Below are 17,815 nucleotides of genomic sequence, written 5' to 3'. Positions count from 1 at the left end.
GTGGCGGTCTCGACCGCGGACCTCTACGACGAGCACGGCGACGCGCTGCAGTCCTGCTCCCTGCAACTGCGGCACGTCGGCGGGCGCCGGCAGTTCACCGGGCCCGTGGCGACCATCCGCTGCCACCGTGACAACGCGCTCGTCAAGGCCACGCTGGCGACACCCGGCGAGGGCCGGGTGCTCGTCGTCGACGGTGGCGGCTCGCTGGAGTCGGCGCTCGTCGGCGACCTCATCGCCGGCTCGGCGGTCTCCAACGGCTGGGCGGGCGTCGTCGTCCACGGCGCCGTCCGCGACTCGGTGGCCATCGGCGGCCTGCCGCTCGGCGTGCTCGCGCTCGGCACGAACCCGCGCAAGTCGGCCAAGGACGGCGTCGGCGAGGTCGACGTGCCGGTCGCGTTCGGCGGGGTCGAGTTCTTCCCCGGCGCGACCCTCTGGGCCGACGAGGACGGGGTGCTCGTCACCCGCCCCTGACCCCGACGGCCCTTGACCCCGACGCAGACCCGGGACCCCCTGCTCCCACCCGTCGAGTGAACAGAACACGCCGTGTGCAGCCCTCTGCGCGCGGCGTGTTCTGTTCACTCGACGGGGTCAGGCACCGGGTCAGGGCGGCGTCGGAGGGTCGAGCTCGGTCAGGCGTCGGCGTCGAGGCGCTCGAGGATGCGGCGCAGCGTCGCGCGGTCGGCGCCCGGCAGCCGGGCGAAGGACGCCTCCGCGGCCTCGCGCCGGGCGGCGTCGACCCGCCCGAGCACCGCCCCACCCTCGTCCGTGACGGTGACGACCTGCGCGCGCCGGTCGTCCGGGTCGGGGGAGCGCCGCGCCAGGCCGCGCTCCTCGAGGGCGTCGACGACGTCGGTGACCGAGCGCGGCGCGACCCGCAGGTGCTGGGCGAGCTCGCCGAGGCGCATCGAGCCGTGGTGGGCGAGCACCCGCAGCGCGCGGGCGTGGTGCGGCGCGAGGTCGTACGGCTCGAAGGCCACCATCCCGCGGCGGCGCAGGTCGCGGGCGACGCGCATCACGAGGTCGCCGAGGTCGAGGTCGGCGGCGGGGCGGTCGTCGCGGGGTCCGTGCACGCCGGGAATGGTAGCGCGGGGTCGTGTGTTGGGCTCATTGTGAGGTAGCCTCAGCAATAGTCCGACCGAGAAGGAGGGGTGCCCGTGACAGCGGCCCCGACCCAGACCCCTGCCCGCCCCGCGGCGCGCCACGACGCGGGAGGCCGCGGTGGACGCGGTGTCCTCTCCGTCGACCCGCGCGACCGCGCCCGCCTCGAGGAGGCGCCGGTCAGCCTGCGCCGCGTCCTCGCCCTCTTCGCGCCGCACCGCGGGCGCATCGTCGTCGTCGTCGGCATCATCGTCGTCACGAGCGTCGTCGGGCTCGCCCAGCCGTTCCTCGTCCGCGAGGTCGTCGACGTCGCCATCCCGCAGCAGGACGTGCGGCTCCTCGTCCTGGCCGTCGCCGCGATGGTCACCGTCGCCGCCGTCACGCAGCTGCTCGGCGTCGTGCAGACCTGGCTCTCGACCCAGGTCGGCCAGCGCGTCATGCACGGCCTGCGCACCACCGTCTTCATGCACCTCCAGCGCCAGTCGCTCGGCTTCTTCACCCGCACGCGCGGCGGCGAGGTGCAGTCACGCCTCGTCAACGACGTCGGCGGGATGCAGGGCGTCGTCACCTCGACCGCCACGTCCATCGCCTCGAACGTCACGACCGCCGTCGCCACCGCGGTCGCGATGGTCGCCCTCTCGTGGCGGCTGTCGCTGCTCTCGCTGCTCGTCGTGCCGCCGGCGATCTGGCTGACCCGCAAGGTCGCGCTGATGCGCCGCGAGGTCACCGCCCGCCAGCAGCGCCGGCTCGCCGACCTCAACGCCCAGATCGAGGAGGGGCTGTCGGTCTCGGGCATCCGCCTCGCGAAGACCCTCGGCACGACCTCGCACTCGGCGCGGCGCTTCGCCGACACCTCCGAGGACCTCGTCGGGCTCGAGCTGCGCTCGCAGCTCGCCGGGCGCTGGCGGATGGCGACGATGCAGATCGTCTTCGCGGTCATCCCCGCGCTCGTCTACCTCGCGGCCGGGCTGCCGGCGACGTCCGGCGGCATGACCATCGGCACGCTCGTCGCCTTCACCGCGCTGCAGGGCGGCATCTTCCGACCGCTCATGGGCCGGCTCAACGTCACCGCGCAGTGGGTGGCGTCGATGGCCCTGTTCTCGCGCGTCTTCGAGTACCTCGACCTCGTGCCGGACGTGCCCGCGCCGACGCACCCCGTGCCGATGGACCCCGCGCGGGTCGCCGGCCACGTGCGGGTCGAGGGCGCGACCGTGCGCTACCCCGGGTCGGCGCGCGACGCCGTGTCGGGCGTGACGCTGGACGTGCCCGCCGGGTCGACCCTCGCCCTCGTCGGGCCCACCGGCTCGGGCAAGTCGACCGTCGCCGGGCTCCTCGGGCGGCTGCTCGACCCCGACGCGGGCCGGGTGACGGTCGACGGGGTCGACGTGCGCGACCTCGACCCCGACGTGCTCGCCTCCGTCGTCGGCACGGTCTCGCAGGAGAGCTACCTCGTCCACGCGACCGTCCGCAAGAACCTGCTGCTCGCCCGCCCGGAGGCGACCGAGGCCGAGCTCTGGCGGGCGCTCGGCGCGGCCCAGGTCGCCGACCTCGTCGCGTCGCTGCCCGAGGGACTCGACACGGTCGTCGGGGCGCGCGGCCACCGGTTCAGCGGCGGCGAGCAGCAGCGGCTGGCCGTCGCCCGGACCATCCTGCGCGACCCGCCGGTGCTCGTCCTCGACGAGGCGACCTCCGCCCTCGACACCGCCACCGAGCGCGCGCTGCAGTCGGCGCTCGACGAGCTGGCCCGCGGGCGCACGACGGTGACCATCGCCCACCGGCTCTCGACCGTGCGGCGCGCCGACCGCATCGCGGTACTGGACGCCGGCCGGGTCGTCGAGTCCGGGACGCACGAGGAGCTGCTCGCCCTCGGTGGCCGGTACGCCGACCTCGTGGCCGCCGCGGAGGGCGCCCCCGCCACCGTCCCCGTCCCCGCCTGACGTCAGCCACACGGACCCCACGCGTATCGGGTGACCCGATACGGCCGCGCTCCACCCGAGTTCCGTTCCCGGGTGGAGCGCAGGGTTGTCGGGTCACCCGATACGCGTGTGGTGAGATCTAGGCGGTCTCGGGTGCGAGACAGGATGGTGCCCCGCGTGCTGGCCGACGCGGCGCACCGGCCCTCCAATGGGAGGCATGACCGAGACCCCCGCCGCCTCCGCCGTGCTGCCCGACCGCGTCGTCGTCGGCGCCGGTCCGCTGACCGTCGAGGAGGTCGTCGCGGTCGCCCGCCACGGCGCCCGGGTCGTCCTCGACGACGTCGCGCTGGCCGAGGTCCGCCGCACCCGGGGGATCATCCGCGACCTGGCCGACGACACCGTGCCGCACTACGGCATCTCCACCGGCTTCGGCGCGCTCGCGACCCGGCACATCCCCGTGGACCTGCGGCACCGGTTGCAGCGCAGCCTGATCCGCAGCCACGCAGCGGGGTCGGGGCCCGAGGTCGAGCGCGAGGTCGTGCGCGCGCTCATGCTCCTGCGGGTCGCCACCCTGGCCACCGGGCGCACCGGCGTCCGCGAGGAGACGCTGCGCACCTACGCCGGGATGCTCGACGCCGGCATCACCCCGGTCGTCCACGAGTACGGCTCGCTCGGCTGCTCCGGCGACCTCGCGCCCCTGTCGCACTGCGCCCTCGCGTTGATGGGGGAGGGCGAGGTCCGCGACGCCGCGGGGGAGCGGATGCCCGCCGCCGACGCGCTGGCGGCCGCCGGCCTCGCGCCCGTCGAGCTCGAGGAGAAAGAGGGGCTGGCGCTCGTCAACGGCACCGACGGAATGCTCGGGATGCTCTGCCTCGCCCTGCACGACCTGCGCGGGCTGCTCGTCGTCGCCGACGTCGCCGCGGCCATGTCCGTCGAGGGGCTGCTCGGCACCGACGACGTCTTCGCCGCCGACCTCCACGCGCTGCGCCCACAGCCGGGACAGGCGGTGTCGGCCGCGAACATCCGGACGGTGATGGCGCACAGCCCGATCCGCGAGTCGCACCGCACCGAGGAGTGCACCCGCGTCCAGGACGCCTACTCGCTGCGCTGCGCCCCGCAGGTCGCCGGCGGCGCCCGCGACACGGTCGACCACGCCGCCCGCGTCGCCGGGTACGAGCTCGCGTCGGCCGTCGACAACCCGGTGGTCACGCCCGACGGCCGGGTCGAGTCCAACGGCAACTTCCACGGCGCGCCCGTCGCCTACGTCCTCGACTTCCTCGCGATCGTCGCCGCCGACGTCGCCTCGATGTCCGAGCGCCGCACGGACCGGTTCCTCGACGTCGCCCGCAGCCACGGCCTGCCGCCGTTCCTCGCCGACGACCCGGGCGTCGACAGCGGCCACATGATCGCGCAGTACACGCAGGCGGCCATCGTGTCGGAGATGAAGCGCCTCGCCGCGCCGGCGTCGGTCGACTCCATCCCGTCCTCGGCGATGCAGGAGGACCACGTCTCGATGGGCTGGTCCGGGGCGCGCAAGCTGCGTCGCTCCGTCGACGGCCTTGCCCGGGTGCTCGCCGTCGAGGTGCTGACGGCGGCCCGGGGACTGCAGCTGCGGGCGCCGCTCGAGCCGGCGCCGGCCACCGGGGCGGTCGTCGCGGCCCTCACCGCCGCCGGGGCCGGCGAGCCCGGCTCGGACCGCTTCCTCGCGCCCGAGATCGAGGTCGCGCACCGGCTCGTCGTCGACGGCACCGTCCGCCTCGTCGTCGAGCAGCACACCGGCCCTCTCGCCTGACCCACCCGCACTCTTCCCCTCGTTCCCTCTCCTCCCTCACCGCGAACGCGTGTGAAATCGCCGGTGGTCCCCGGCGATTTCACACACGTTCGGGGAAGGTAGAGGGGGGCGAGGGTCGAGGGTCGGAAGCGGGGGGGGGTGGGGGTGGAAAGGTCAGGGGGTGCGGGTGGCGCGGACGACGAGGTCGTCGTGGTGGTGGGCGCCGGACCCGCCGCTGATGCTCCGGGGCCGGCGCTCCGGCCCGACGACGTCCCAGCCGTCGCCGAGGCCCGCTGCGACGCCGGCCGGCGCGAGCAGGAGGTCGGGGTCGAAGCCGTGCTCGATGGCGCGCTCGCGGTCGACGTCGGCGTGGTGGACGAACACGAGCGTCCCGCCGGGGGCGACGAGCGCGGCCAGGCGCTCGACCGGCCCGGTCTCGAGGTCGAGCGCGGGGTAGAACACCGACACGAGGTCGAACCCGCCCGCGGGCAGGTCGGCCTCGGCCAGCCCGGCGTGCACCCAGTCGACGAGCACGCCCGACGCCTCGGCGGCCGCCCGAGCACGCGCCAGGGCCACCCCGGACGGGTCGAGCGCGGTCACCGTCCAGCCCCGGGTCGCCAGCCACACGGCGTCGGCGCCCTCGCCGCAGCCGATGTCGAGCGCCCGCGCCGGGGTCAGCGTGGCGGCCTCGACGGTCAGCGCGTGGTTGGGCTCACCGCTCCACACCCGGTCGAGCTCGGCGTACCGCGCGTCCCAGACGGACTCGTCGTCGCGCAGCGTCCGGCCGTGCTCCGGGTCGGGCCCGCCGGGGCCGTGGTCCGCGTGGCCTTGGGTCTCGCCGTGCCGGTGCGCCTCGTGCATCGTCATGCCCCGAGTCTGCTCCGGGAGGCGCCACCGCGTGGGCATCCCGTTGCCGTTCCGGCAAAGGACGACGTCGGGGGGAGGGTGGCGCGTCTCGCATCCCAGACGCCACCGAGCGTCGCCCCCTCCCGGTTGCCCCAGCGCGCCGCGACAGTGGGATGACTGCGACGAAGGAGACCCGAGATGGACGGCGCCCGCCCGGTCCGCGCACCCCGCGGCACGACCCTGACCGCCCGCCAGTGGAGCACCGAGGCCCCGCTGCGGATGCTCATGAACAACCTCGACCCCGAGGTCGCCGAGCGGCCCGACGACCTCGTCGTCTACGGCGGCACCGGCCGGGCCGCCCGCGACTGGCGCTCGTTCGACGCGATGGTCCGCACGCTGACCACGCTCAAGGCCGACGAGACGATGCTCGTGCAGAGCGGCCGCCCGGTCGGCGTCATGCAGACCCACGAGTGGGCGCCGCGCGTGCTCATCGCCAACTCCAACCTCGTCGGCGACTGGGCGACCTGGCCCGAGTTCCGCCGCCTCGAGCACCTCGGCCTGACGATGTACGGCCAGATGACGGCCGGCTCGTGGATCTACATCGGCACCCAGGGCATCGTCCAGGGCACCTACGAGACCTTCGCGGCCGTCGCCGAGAAGCGCTTCGGCGGCACGCTGGCCGGCACCCTGACCCTCACGGCCGGCTGCGGCGGGATGGGCGGCGCGCAGCCGCTCGCGGTGACGATGAACGGCGGCGCCTGCCTCGTCGTCGACGTCGACCCCGCCCGCCTCCACCGCCGGGTCGAGCACCGCTACCTCGACGAGGTCGCCGACTCGCTCGACGACGCCGTCGAGCGGGTGCTGCGCGCCAAGGACGAGCGGCGCGCACTGTCGGTCGGCGTCGAGGGCAACGCGGCCGAGGTCTTCCCCGAGCTGCTGCGCCGCGGAGTGCCGATCGACGTCGTCACCGACCAGACCAGCGCCCACGACCCCCTCTCCTACCTGCCCGAGGGCATCGGCCTCGACGAGTGGGCCGAGTACGCCGAGAAGAAGCCCGAGGAGTTCACCGACCGCGCCCGCGCGTCGATGGCCCGCCACGTCGAGGCGATGGTCGGCTTCCTCGACGCCGGCGCCGAGGTCTTCGACTACGGCAACAGCATCCGCGACGAGGCGCGCCAGGGCGGCTACGACCGCGCGTTCGACTTCCCCGGGTTCGTGCCGGCGTACATCCGGCCGCTGTTCTGCCAGGGCAAGGGCCCGTTCCGCTGGGCCGCGCTCTCGGGCGACCCGAGGGACATCGCGGCCACCGACCGCGCCGTCCTCGACCTCTTCCCCGACGACGACCGCCTGCACCGCTGGATGCGCGGCGCGCAGGAGCGGATCGCGTTCCAGGGCCTGCCGGCGCGCATCTGCTGGCTCGGGCAGGGCGAGCGCGACAAGGCCGGCCTGGCCATCAACGACCTCGTGCGCACCGGCGAGGTCAGCGCGCCCGTCGTCATCGGCCGCGACCACCTCGACACCGGGTCGGTCGCGAGCCCCTACCGAGAGACCGAGTCGATGCTCGACGGCTCCGACGCGATCGCCGACTGGCCGCTGCTCAACGCGCTCGTCAACACCGCGTCCGGCGCGAGCTGGGTCTCGATCCACCACGGCGGCGGCGTCGGCATCGGCCGCTCGCTGCACGCCGGCCAGGTGAGCCTCGCCGACGGCACCGACCTCGCCGCGCAGAAGCTCGAGCGGGTGCTGACCAACGACCCGGCGATGGGCGTCATCCGGCACGTCGACGCCGGCTACGAAGAGGCCGAGCGGACCGCCGAGGCCCAGGGCGTCCGCGTCCCCATGCGCGAGTCCTGACCCCGAGATGTCCACTGATTGCGAGTTCCGCCGCCGACACGCCGCCGGGACGGCGCGTCGAGCGGCGGAACTCGCAAGAAGTCGGGGGGTGGGGCCGGGGTCAGCGGGGGGTGACGGGGTCGGTGACGTCCGCGACGTCGGCGTCGAGGGCGGCGACCAGGGCGTCGGCCCCGACGGTGGCCGCGACGCCGTGCGCGCCGGCGCCGATGGATACCGTGCGCCCGGTCAGCGTCGCGTCGGCGACGACCGGCAGCCGGCGCAGCGCCCCGAACGGGGTGATGGTCCCGCGCTCGTATCCGGTGACGTTGCGGGCGACGTCGGCCGGCGGCATCGAGAGCCGGTTGACGCCGAGATGCGCCCGCAGCTTGGGCCACGAGATCTCGCGGTCGCCCGGGACGAGGACGAAGAGGTGGTCGTCGTCGTCGCGGCGCACGACGAGCGTCTTGACGATGCCCGACGGCTCGACCCCGCGCAGCCGGGCCGCCTCCTCGAGCGATCCGACGCGACCGTGGCTCGTGATGTCGTACGCGAGCCCCGACTCGGCGAGGGCGGCACGTGCGCGGTCGGCTCCGTCATCCATCCGCCCAGCGTAGGACCGGTGCCCGGGCGGGCTCGTCTCGCACCCAAGACAATCGGCCTGCACCTCCGCCACCACGCCCCCGGCCGAGTTGGTGCAATGGGGTCCATGTCCAACAGGTCGGCATCTCCGGGGGGAACCCTCGCCTTCCGCCGGATGTGGGCCGATCTCGAGACCGTGGGGCTGGACGCCGACACCGGGGGGTACCGGCGCTTCGCGTGGACGCGCACCGACCACGACCTGCGCGAGTGGTTCGCCGGCGAGGCGCAGGCCCGCGGGCTGGACCTCACGACCGACCGGATGGGCAACCAGTGGGCCTGGTGGGGCGACCCCGACGCCGCCGTGGCGGCCGGTGACCCCGGGCTCGTCCTCGGCTCGCACCTCGACTCCGTGCCCGACGGCGGCGCCTTCGACGGCCCGCTCGGTGTCGTCAGCGCGCTGGCGGCCATCGACGAGGTGCGGGCGAGCGGCCTGACGCCGTCCCGCCCGGTCGGGGTCGTCAACTTCGCCGACGAGGAGGGCGCCCGCTTCGGGGTGGCCTGCGCCGGCTCCCGCGTCATCACCGGTGTGCTGTCGCCCGACCGCGCCCGGGGCCTCAAGGACGCCGACGGCGTGACGATGGCCGAGGCGCTGCGGGCCTCCGGACGCGACCCCCACGAGCTCGGGCCCGATCCCGAGACGCTCGCCCGGGTCGGCACCTTCGTCGAGCTGCACGTCGAGCAGGGCCGTCTCCTCGACGACCTCGGCCACGCGGTCGGCGTCGGGAGCGACATCTGGCCGCACGGCCGCTGGCGCATCGACGTGCCGGGCGAGGCCAACCACGCCGGCACGACAGCCCTCGACGTGCGCGAGGACGCGATGCTCGGCCTCGCCGCCGCGATCATCTCGGCCCGCCGCTCGGCCGAGGAGCACTCCTGCCTCGCGACGGTCGGGAAGGTCGACGTCGTGCCCGGCGGCGTCAACGCCATCGCCAGCTGCGCCACCGCGTGGCTCGACGCCCGCGGCGCCGACCCCGACGCCGTGCGCAGGGTCGTCGCCGACGTCCGCGACGTCGTGGCGGACTTCGACGCCCTCGTCACCGAGGAGTCGTGGACGCCCGTCACGGACTTCGACCCCGTGCTGACCCGCCGGCTCGCCACGCTCCTCGGCGGCGTCCCCGTCATCGGGACGGGCGCCGGCCACGACGCGGGGATTTTGGCGAATGCCGGTGTGCCGACGACGATGTTGTTCGTGCGCAACCCGACCGGCGTCAGTCACAGCCCCGACGAGTGGGCCTCGGCCGACGACTGCCTCAGCGGCGTGGCGGCCCTCGCCACCGTCGTCACCGACCTCGCCGGGCCGCCCGCTGCATGAGCACGTTCTGGTGCGAGCACGCGGTGCTCCCCGGTGGTGCCCGTCGCCACGTCCGGGTCACGACCGAGCGCGGACGCATCCTCGAGGTGCTCGCCGAGCAGCCGATGCAGCCCGGCGACACCGTCCTGCGCGGGCTCGTCCTGCCCGGCCTCGCCAACGCCCACAGCCACGCCTTCCACCGGGCGCTGCGCGGGCGCACGCACGGCGGCGGCGGCAACTTCTGGACCTGGCGCGAGGGCATGTACGCCCTCGCCGGCCGGCTCGACCCCGACTCCTACCGCGCCCTCGCCACGGCGGTCTTCGCCGAGATGGTCCTCGCCGGCTACACGGCCGTCGGGGAGTTCCACTACCTCCACCACGGCCCCGGCGGCGCCCCGTACGACGATCCCAACGCGATGGGCCTCGCGCTCGTCGACGCGGCGCGGGCGGCGGGCATCCGGCTGACCCTCCTCGACACCGTCTACCTCTCGGGCGGCCTGACCGGCTCCGGGCACGTGCCGCTCGACGAGGTGCAGCAGCGCTTCTCGGACGGCTCCGCCGAGGGATGGCTCGAGCGGGTCAGCACCCTCGACGCCGACGAGGACTGGCGGGTCGGGGCGGCCGTGCACTCGGTGCGCGCGGTGCCGCTCGACGACCTGGCCGTCGTCGGTGACGTCGCGGCGCGCGAGCACTGGCCGCTGCACGCCCACGTGTCCGAGCAGCCCGGCGAGAACCTCGCGTGCGAGTCCTTCTACGGGCGCACGCCGACCCGCCTCCTCGCCGAGGAGGGCCTGCTGACCGCCGAGACCTCCCTGGTGCACGCGACGCACCTGACCGACGACGACATCCGCATCATCGGCGGCGTGGAGGCCACGGCCGTCTTCTGCCCGACGACCGAGCGCGACCTCGCCGACGGCATCGGCCCGGCCCGCGCGCTGGCCGACGCGGGCGCGCACCTCGCCGTCGGCTCCGACCAGCACGCCGTCGTCGACCCCTTCGAGGAGGTGCGCGGCGTCGAGATGCACGAGCGGCTGACGACCCTCGAGCGTGGCCGCTTCGCGCCCCTCGACCTGCTCGCGATGGGCACCCTCGACGGTTACCGCTCGCTCGGCTGGACCGACGGCGGGCTCGTCGCCGGCGGCCACGTGGCCGACCTCGTCGCCATCCGCACCGACAGCCCCCGGACGGCCGGCGCGGCGCTCGACCAGGTCCTCTACGCGGCGACCTCCGCCGACGTCACCGACGTCGTCGTCGGCGGCGAGCACGTCGTCAGCGCAGGCGTGCACCGGCTCGGCGACGTGGGTCGGCTCCTCGCCGAGGCGATCTCGACGGTCCGCCGATGAGCACCGCTGCGACACAGGCCGGCCCACAGGGTTCGCGCCTCGTCACGGGCATCACGCAGCTCGTCACCTGCGCCGGGCCGGACGGCGACACGCCCGTCGACGACCTCTCCACGCCGGCCGAGCAGCGCCTCGGCATCCTCACCGACGCCGCCCTCGTCGTCGAGGACGGCCGCGTCGCGTGGCTCGGGCCCGCCGCGCACGCCCCGGCGGCCGACCACGTGACCGACCTCGGCGGCCGCGCCGTCGTCCCCGGTTTCGTCGACAGCCACAACCACCTCGTCCACGCCGGTGACCGCTCCGCCGAGTTCGCCGCCCGGATGGCCGGCACCCCCTACGACGGCGGCGGCATCGGCGTCTCGGTCGCGGCCACCCGGGCGGCCTCCGACGACGAGCTGCGGGCGCTGCTCGCCGCCCGCGTGGCCGAGGCCCGCGCGCTCGGTACGACGACCCTCGAGGTCAAGAGCGGCTACGGCCTGACCGTCGAGGACGAGGTGCGCGCGCTGCGCCTCGCCGGCGAGGTCACGCCCGAGACGACCTTCCTCGGCGCGCACGTCGTGCCGCCGGAGGCCCGCGCCGACCGCGCCGGGTACCTCGACCTCGTCACCGGGCCGATGCTCGCCGCGTGCGCCCCGCTCGCCCGCTGGGTCGACGTCTTCTGCGAGCCGAACAGCCCCCACGCGTTCACCGGCGAGGAGGCCCGCGCGGTCCTCGTGGCCGGCCGCGACGCCGGGCTCGGGCTGCGCGTCCACGGCAACCAGCTCGGCCCCGGCCCGGGGGCGCGCCTGGCCGTCGAGCTCGGCGCCGCGAGCGTCGACCACTGCACCTTCCTCGACGACACCGACGTCGCCGCCCTCGCCGACGCGGCCGCCACGACCGTCGCGACCCTCCTGCCGGGCGTCGAGTTCTCGACCCGGATGCCCTACCCGGACGCGCGCCGCCTGCTGGACGCCGGGGTGGACGTGGCGCTGGCCTCGGACTGCAACCCGGGCACGTGCAACACCGCCTCGATGCCGTTCGTCGTCGCGCTCGCCGTCCGGGAGCTGCGGATGACCGCGGCCGAGGCGCTCGTCGCCGCGACCGTCGGCGGGGCGCGGGCCCTGCGCCGCACCGACGTGGGCCGCATCGCCGTCGGGGGGCCCGCCGACCTCGCGGTCCTCGACGCACCGGGCCACGAGCACCTGGCCTACCGGCCGGGGATGCCCGTGGCCCGCGCGCTGGAGCCCGGGGGCGGCGTCAGCTGACCGGCTGCGTCTTGATCTCGGTGGGCAGGTGGCCGGCCGAGCGGCGGTAGTACTGCGCTGCCTGGCGCTCGGTGAGCGTGCGGGCGGCGCCGACGGCCAGACCCATCGCTGCGGCGTACGCCAGCGCCTTGACGGCCGGTGCGTCGGGGTTCTTCGGGTTGATCTCGTCCTGCCCGGCCTTGGCCCAGACGATGTTGACGAGCTTCGTGGCGACGATCCCGGCGAGGATGGGCCCGCCGGTCCCGAGGATCTTCCAGGCGAGCTTTCCCATGCTGGTCCTCTCGATGGATCCGCAGGTCAGGCGGCTGCCCGACCGGTCCTCGCCACTCTAGTGCGCGCGGGGATATGCTCGGGGGGTCCAACGACAGGGGAGCGCCCAGGCGCTGAGAGTGCGGTCCGACCGCAGACCCTCGAACCTGATCCGGTTAGCACCGGTGGAGGAAGTCGGGAAATCTCAGGTGTGCTCCGTCGTCGCCGGCCCTCCGGGTCCGCGCGCCGGCGGGTCGCCCCTCCCCGAGGTCGCACACCGACCACGGGAGAAGCACTGCACATGGCCATCACCACCGACGCGCCCGCGCGTCGATCCGTCACCGCGACCGGGCGCCTGGCGTCCTGGCGCACCGTCGACATCATCACCGTCGCGTTCCTCGGTGCCGCGTTCGGCATCGTCTTCTGGGGCTGGGCCTTCGCCTACGAGCCCCTGAGCAAGCTCGTCACCGTCGCGTACGTCCCGCTGACCGGGCTGTTCGCCGGCACCTGGTTCCTCGCCGGCGTCGTCGGCGGGCTCGTCGTCCGCCGGCCCGGCGCCGCCCTCTTCTGCGAGGTCGTCGCCGCGCTCGTCTCGATGCTCCCCGGCACCCAGTGGGGCGCGAGCACGCTCGTCAGCGGCGTCCTCCAGGGCCTCGGCGCCGAGCTCGCGTTCGCGCTGCTCGGCTACAAGGCGTGGGGTCCCGGCGCGGCGATGCTCGCCGGCGCCCTCTCGGCGCCGCTCGAGTGGGTGTTCGAGGTCGTCAAGTTCCCCGCCTCGTGGGCCGACCTGCCGGTCCTCGGCTCCCTCGCCGGCGGCGGCGGCTGGTACGCCGAGCTCGTCCTGCGCGACAAGATCGCCTACCTCGGCGCGCTCGGGGTCTCGGGCGCGGTCATCGCCGGCGGGGTCGGGTGGCTGCTCACCCGGCAGCTGGCCCGGGCGGGGGCGCTGTCGGCGTTCCCGGCCGGCCAGGAGGTCCGGGAGGCCCGGGCTGTCTGACACCGTGCGCACCGCGCGCCGCGGCCACCTCGAGGTGGCCGGGCTCACCTGGCGACCCGTCGGCCGGCGCGAGCCCGTGCTGCGCGACGTGACGCTCACCCTGCGCCCCGGCGAGCGGGTCCTGCTCGCCGGGGCGTCCGGGGCGGGCAAGTCCACCCTGCTGCGCGCCCTCACGGGGATGCTCGGCTCGCTCGAGCCGGGCGACCTGGAGGGGGACGTCACCCTCGACGGCGTCGCCCCCGGCGACCGCCCCGGCGCCGTCGGGCTCGTCCTCCAGGAGCCCGGCAGCGGCGTCGTCGCCGCGAGCGTCGGGCGCGACGTCGCGTTCGGCCTCGAGAACGTCGGCGCGGACCCGGCCGGGATGCCCGCCGTCGTCGAGCGCTCGCTGGCCGCCGTCGGCCTCGGCGACCTGCCTCTCGACACCCCCACGTCGGCGCTGTCGGGCGGGCAGACCCAGCGGCTCGCCCTCGCCGGCACGCTCGCCCTCGACCCCTCCCTCGTCCTCCTCGACGAGCCGACCGCGATGCTCGACCCCGCCTGCGCCGCCGAGGTGCGGGCCGCCGTCGCCGCGCTGTCGGCCGACGACCCCCGCACGCTCGTCGTCGTCGAGCACGTCCTCGGCCCGTGGGTCCCCCTCGTCGACCGCCTCGTCGTGCTGTCCGCCGACGGCCGCGTCGTCGCCGACGGCCCGGTCGAGGAGGTGCTGGCCACGCAGCGCGACGTGCTGCTCGCGATGGGCCTGTGGGTCCCCGACGAGCCCGCGCCGGCCCCCCTCGACGTCGACCCCGGGCTGCTCGCCGCCGTCCCCTCGACCGCTGGCGCCGCCCTCACCGCCGACCCGCTCGCCGTGGACCGCACGGTGCGCCTCGTCGACGGCTCGACCCGCACCCTCCGGGCCGCCACGATCGACGAGCCGCTGGGAGCGTCCCCCGGCGACCTCACCGTCCTCGTCGGCCCGAGCGGCTCGGGCAAGTCGACGGTCCTCGCCGCGCTCGCCGGCTTCGTCGACCCCGTCCCCGACGGCGCCGTCCGGCTGGGTGCCGGCGAGCACGCCGCCGACCCCCGGCGCCTCGGCGCCCCGGCCCTCGCCGCCCGCCTCGCGTGGGTGCCGCAGTGGGCGAGCTCCACGCTCGTCGCCCGCACCGTCCTCGACGAGGTGCTCACGACCTCCCGCGCCCTCGGCCGTCAGGGCCCCGCCGAGGAGGCCCGCGCCCTCGCCCTCCTCGACGCCCTCGGGCTCGCACCGCTCGCCGCGGCCGACCCGCGCCACCTCTCCGGCGGCGAGCAGCGCCGCCTCGCCGTCGCCGCCGCGCTCCACCACGGCCCGCCCGTGCTCCTCGCCGACGAGCCGACCGTGGGCCAGGACCGGCACACGTGGGCCGCCGTCGTCGGCCTCGTCGCCGCCCACCGCGCCGCCGGGGGAGCGGTCGTCGCGGCCACCCACGACGCCGAGGTCGTCGCCCGGGCCGACCGGGTCCACCACCTCGCCGCGCCGCCGCGCCCGCCGCAGGAGCCGTCGACGCGCGTGCCGCTCGCCGCGCGCTGCGGCCCGCTCGCGCTGCTCGCCGGCGCGATGCTCGGCATCCCGGCGGGCGTGGTCTCCCCGCACTGGAGCACCTCCCTCGCGGTGCTCGCGGTGCAGGTGCTGCTCGCCGTCGCGGCGCTCGCGGCCCCGGGTCCGGGCCGGGCACCGGCCGGCCGGGCCCGCCGGGTCCTCCTGCGCACCGTGCCGGGGGCGCTGGCCGCGCTGTCGACCGGCTGGTCGACGTGGTGGCTGGCCGGGCACGACGTCGACACCGCCCTCACCGTCGCCCTGCGGGTGCTCGTCATCGTCGTGCCGTCGGCCGTGCTCCTGCCGTGGGTCGACCCCGACCGCCTCGGCGACCACCTCGCCCAGCGCCTCCACCTGCCCGACCGCCCGGTCGTCGCCACGGCCGCCGCGCTGCAGCGTGTCCACACCTTCAGGGCCGTCTGGACCGAGATCGGCCGGGCCCGCCGGGTCCGCGGGCTCGGGGTGCGGCCGACCCGCCCGGGCGAGGTCGCGCGCCACCTCGCGGCCTCGACGACCGGCCTCCTCGTGCGCACGCTCGGTGCCGCCGTCGAGCTCGCCGTGGCGATGGACGCCCGCGGCTTCGCGACGGCCCGCCGCCGGACGTGGTGGGCGCCGGCGCCCTGGCGGCTGCGCGACACCGTGCTGCTCGCGGCGGCGGCCCTGCCGGTGGCCGCCGCGGTCCTCGCACGCTGACCGACCGGGCCGCGGTCGTCGCCGCGGCAAGAACCGGTCAAGATGCCGGGCGGGGTCTGGACGCGCGGCCCGGTGCCCGGGCATGCTCGGGGGCGCGAGGTGCTGTCGAGACCACCTCGCAGGTGCAGGAGCCGCCCGGGTCCACGAGGGCCCCGGCGGCCACGACGGACGGGGCCGCGGTCGCAGCGACCGCGGCCCCGCCACCGTCGGTGGGCGCGGGCATACTGGACCCTCGTGTCCGCCGAGCCCGTGAGCGCCCCCGAGGCGCGTGTCCGCATCCCCCGTGAGATCTGGGTCCTCATCGCGGCGGCCTTCGTCATCGCCCTGGGCTTCGGCCTCATCACCCCGGTCCTGCCGGGGTTCGCGCAGAGCTTCGGCGTCGGCGCGACGGCGAGCAGCGTGGTCGTCAGCGCCTTCGCGTTCTTCCGGCTCGTCTTCGCCCCCGCGGGCGGCCGGCTCATCGGCCGGCTCGGCGAACGCCCCATCTACCTCACCGGGCTCCTCGTCGTCGCCGTGTCGACCGGCGCGACGGCGTTCGCCGGCTCGTACTGGCAGCTGCTGCTGTTCCGGGGTCTTGGCGGCATCGGCTCGGTGATGTTCACCGTCTCCGCCGTGGCGCTCATCGTCCGGCTCGCGCCGCCCTCGATCCGCGCGCGGGTGTCGTCGGCGTACGCCTCGGCCTTCCTCATCGGTGGGGTCGGCGGCCCGGTCGTCGGCGGCCTGCTCGGCGGTCTCGGGCTGCGGGTGCCGTTCCTCGTCTACGCGGCGGCCCTGCTGCTCGCGGCGACCATCGTCTTCGTCTTCCTCAAGGACGCCTCGCTCCGCCCGGCCGAGGGGGCGCCGGTCCTGCCGATGATGACCGTGCGCGACGGCTGGCGCGACAGCGCCTACAAGGCCTCGGTCGTCTCGGCGTTCGCCAACGGCTGGGCGAACTTCGGCGTCCGCAACGCGATCCTCCCGCTCTTCGCCGCCGCCGTCATCGTCGACCAGTCCCTCGACCCCGCCACGCGCGAGACCCACCAGTCGCTCGTCGCGGGCACGGCCCTCGCGGTCTTCGCGGCCGGCAACGCCGTCGGGCTGACGGTGGCCGGTCGCACCTCGGACCGCATCGGGCGCAAGCCGTTCATCATCGGCGGCCTGCTCGTCTCCGGCCTCGCGACCCTCGGCACCGGCCTCGCCACCAACCTGCTCCTCCTCGTCGCGTTCTCGGTCGTCGCCGGGCTCGGGGCGGGGGCGCTCAACCCGGCCCAGCAGGCCTCGCTCGCCGACGTGGTCGGCCGCGAGCGCAACGGCGGCCCGGCCCTCGCCGCCTTCCAGATGGCCTCGGACACCGGCGCGATCATCGGCCCGGTGCTCGCCGGCACCCTCGTCGACCACGGCAGCTTCGGTCTGGCCTTCGGCGTCACCGGGGCCATCACGCTGCTCGCGGTCGTGCCGTGGGTCCGGGCGCGCGAGACCCATCCGGTGCGCCGGCTGGGGTCCTCGACGGCCTGACCGCAGGGAACCACGCCGCGGCGGGGCGCGTTGGACGATGGCCGCTCACCGACCCTGGAGGTCCGCCATCGCCGTCCAGACCGCTCCGTCCACCGCGCTCGCCCTCCTCGACCACCAGGTCGAGACTCTGCTCCGCCTCGGCTACCCGGCGCTCGCCGATCAGAGCGAGGCCGACTTCACCGCCCGCCTCGAGCCCCTGCGCACGGTCGCCGCACGGCTCGACCCGCTGCCCGACGCCGCCCCGGGGCACGCCCCGCTCGTCCTCGTCGTCACCGCCGCCGTCGTCGACCCCGAGCGCACGGTGCCGCTGCTGCGGCTCGCTCCGCGGGGCACCCGGCCCGGCGTCGTCGACCGCAACCACGGACCCGAGGGGCTCACGCCCTACCGGCCGATCGAGCCGGTGGTCCTGCCGGCCCCGGACGCCTACCTGCTGCTCGACGTCGACCGGGGCGAGGAGTTCTGCGGCGTGCGTCCCGAGGAGGCGCTGCCGGTCGTCCTCGGCCGCGGTCGGACGCCGCTGACCGTCGAGGAGGGCGTCGCGGTCGTCACCCACGCACCCGGGCTGCTCGAGAAGAACCGCTGCTTTATGCTCTCCGGCTCGCGCCGCGGGGACCGGCGGGTGCCGGCGATGTGGATCAGCGAGCGGGCGCCGAAGCTCGGCTGGTGCTGGGACGGCAACCCCCACTCGTGGCTGGGGGTCGCCTCCGCCGGGAGCCGGCGGGCCTGACCACACAGGGGCCGGGCGCGGAGCCGGTCCCTACTCCAGCGCCGCGCCCGGTTCCCCTGCACCGCAAACGTACTCCCGCGCGGCTCGTCCGCCGTGGAATGGCCGCGCGCGTCACCGGCGTGGCG

At 75.9% G+C, this 17,815-nt stretch carries 15 protein-coding genes and 1 riboswitch; of the genes, 11 read left to right on the top strand and 4 right to left on the bottom strand.

What is annotated here, in order from left to right; all coding sequences use genetic code 11:
* Positions 1 to 471, top strand: a complete 471-nt coding sequence (gene rraA, locus LG324_RS19795) for a ribonuclease E activity regulator RraA (protein ID WP_404353168.1) — start codon at positions 1 to 3, stop codon at positions 469 to 471.
* Between the two features lie 158 nt (positions 472 to 629).
* Here rraA and LG324_RS19790 read toward each other — a convergent pair whose 3' ends face one another.
* Positions 630 to 1,070: a MarR family winged helix-turn-helix transcriptional regulator gene (locus LG324_RS19790; RefSeq protein ID WP_404350656.1), complete on the bottom strand. Its 441-nt coding sequence runs from the start codon at positions 1,068 to 1,070 to the stop codon at positions 630 to 632.
* 84 nt (positions 1,071 to 1,154) lie between these two features.
* Between LG324_RS19790 and LG324_RS19785 the strand changes: the two genes are divergently transcribed.
* On the top strand, positions 1,155 to 3,035 hold the full coding sequence (locus LG324_RS19785; protein ID WP_404350654.1) for an ABC transporter ATP-binding protein: 1,881 nt from the start codon (positions 1,155 to 1,157) through the stop codon (positions 3,033 to 3,035).
* 196 nt (positions 3,036 to 3,231) lie between these two features.
* Positions 3,232 to 4,806 (top strand): histidine ammonia-lyase, encoded by a 1,575-nt coding sequence (gene hutH, locus LG324_RS19780; protein WP_404350653.1) that lies wholly within the window; start codon positions 3,232 to 3,234, stop codon positions 4,804 to 4,806.
* A gap of 153 nt (positions 4,807 to 4,959) precedes the next feature.
* On the opposite strand, the gene LG324_RS19775 is transcribed toward hutH, so the two are convergent.
* Positions 4,960 to 5,652, bottom strand: coding sequence for a class I SAM-dependent methyltransferase (locus LG324_RS19775; RefSeq protein WP_404350651.1), 693 nt, complete (start codon positions 5,650 to 5,652; stop codon positions 4,960 to 4,962).
* A 177-nt stretch (positions 5,653 to 5,829) separates the two neighbouring features.
* Here LG324_RS19775 and hutU point away from each other — a divergent pair, with 177 nt between their 5' ends.
* On the top strand, positions 5,830 to 7,485 hold the full coding sequence (gene hutU, locus LG324_RS19770) for a urocanate hydratase (protein ID WP_404350649.1): 1,656 nt from the start codon (positions 5,830 to 5,832) through the stop codon (positions 7,483 to 7,485).
* A 100-nt stretch (positions 7,486 to 7,585) separates the two neighbouring features.
* On the opposite strand, the gene LG324_RS19765 is transcribed toward hutU, so the two are convergent.
* A complete protein-coding gene (locus LG324_RS19765; protein WP_404350647.1) occupies positions 7,586 to 8,065 on the bottom strand; it encodes an aminoacyl-tRNA deacylase in 480 nt (159 codons plus the stop codon).
* A 105-nt stretch (positions 8,066 to 8,170) separates the two neighbouring features.
* On the opposite strand from LG324_RS19765, the gene LG324_RS19760 reads away from it, so the two are divergent.
* Genes LG324_RS19760 through hutI form a run of 3 tightly spaced genes read left to right on the top strand, consistent with a single transcriptional unit; the run spans position 8,171 to position 11,978 of the window.
* On the top strand, positions 8,171 to 9,415 hold the full coding sequence (locus tag LG324_RS19760) for an allantoate amidohydrolase (protein WP_404350645.1): 1,245 nt from the start codon (positions 8,171 to 8,173) through the stop codon (positions 9,413 to 9,415).
* On the top strand, positions 9,412 to 10,737 hold the full coding sequence (locus LG324_RS19755) for a formimidoylglutamate deiminase (RefSeq protein ID WP_404350643.1): 1,326 nt from the start codon (positions 9,412 to 9,414) through the stop codon (positions 10,735 to 10,737). The genes LG324_RS19760 and LG324_RS19755 overlap by 4 nt, the downstream gene beginning before the upstream one ends.
* The gene (gene hutI / locus LG324_RS19750; RefSeq protein WP_404350641.1) at positions 10,734 to 11,978 is read left to right on the top strand and encodes an imidazolonepropionase; all 1,245 of its coding nucleotides are present in this window, start codon (positions 10,734 to 10,736) and stop codon (positions 11,976 to 11,978) included. Before LG324_RS19755 ends, hutI begins: the two co-directional genes overlap by 4 nt.
* Here hutI and LG324_RS19745 read toward each other — a convergent pair.
* Entirely contained in the window at positions 11,971 to 12,249 is a 279-nt protein-coding gene (locus LG324_RS19745) for a DUF4235 domain-containing protein (RefSeq protein WP_404350639.1), read from the bottom strand. The two genes, hutI and LG324_RS19745, sit on opposite strands and share 8 nt — an antisense overlap.
* A gap of 85 nt (positions 12,250 to 12,334) precedes the next feature.
* Positions 12,335 to 12,438: riboswitch (TPP riboswitch) on the top strand.
* 90 nt (positions 12,439 to 12,528) lie between these two features.
* Here LG324_RS19745 and LG324_RS19740 point away from each other — a divergent pair.
* The 4 genes from LG324_RS19740 (at position 12,529) to LG324_RS19725 (ending at position 17,690) form a co-directional block, all read left to right on the top strand.
* Positions 12,529 to 13,224, top strand: a complete 696-nt coding sequence (locus LG324_RS19740) for an ECF transporter S component (RefSeq protein ID WP_030526365.1) — start codon at positions 12,529 to 12,531, stop codon at positions 13,222 to 13,224.
* Positions 13,225 to 13,228: 4 nt separating this feature from the next.
* The gene (locus LG324_RS19735) at positions 13,229 to 15,469 is read left to right on the top strand and encodes an ATP-binding cassette domain-containing protein (protein ID WP_404350636.1); all 2,241 of its coding nucleotides are present in this window, start codon (positions 13,229 to 13,231) and stop codon (positions 15,467 to 15,469) included.
* A gap of 234 nt (positions 15,470 to 15,703) precedes the next feature.
* Positions 15,704 to 16,963: an MFS transporter gene (locus LG324_RS19730; protein WP_404350634.1), complete on the top strand. Its 1,260-nt coding sequence runs from the start codon at positions 15,704 to 15,706 to the stop codon at positions 16,961 to 16,963.
* Positions 16,964 to 17,000: 37 nt separating this feature from the next.
* The gene (locus LG324_RS19725; protein ID WP_404350632.1) at positions 17,001 to 17,690 is read left to right on the top strand and encodes a DUF5701 family protein; all 690 of its coding nucleotides are present in this window, start codon (positions 17,001 to 17,003) and stop codon (positions 17,688 to 17,690) included.
* Positions 17,691 to 17,815 lie beyond the last annotated feature (125 nt).

Source organism: Phycicoccus jejuensis, assembly GCF_044797865.1.
Classification (GTDB): Bacteria; Actinomycetota; Actinomycetes; order Actinomycetales; family Dermatophilaceae; genus Phycicoccus; species Phycicoccus jejuensis.
The sequence above is the reverse complement of the archived record's forward strand: the minus strand, read 5'-3'. Positions and strand labels throughout refer to the sequence as shown.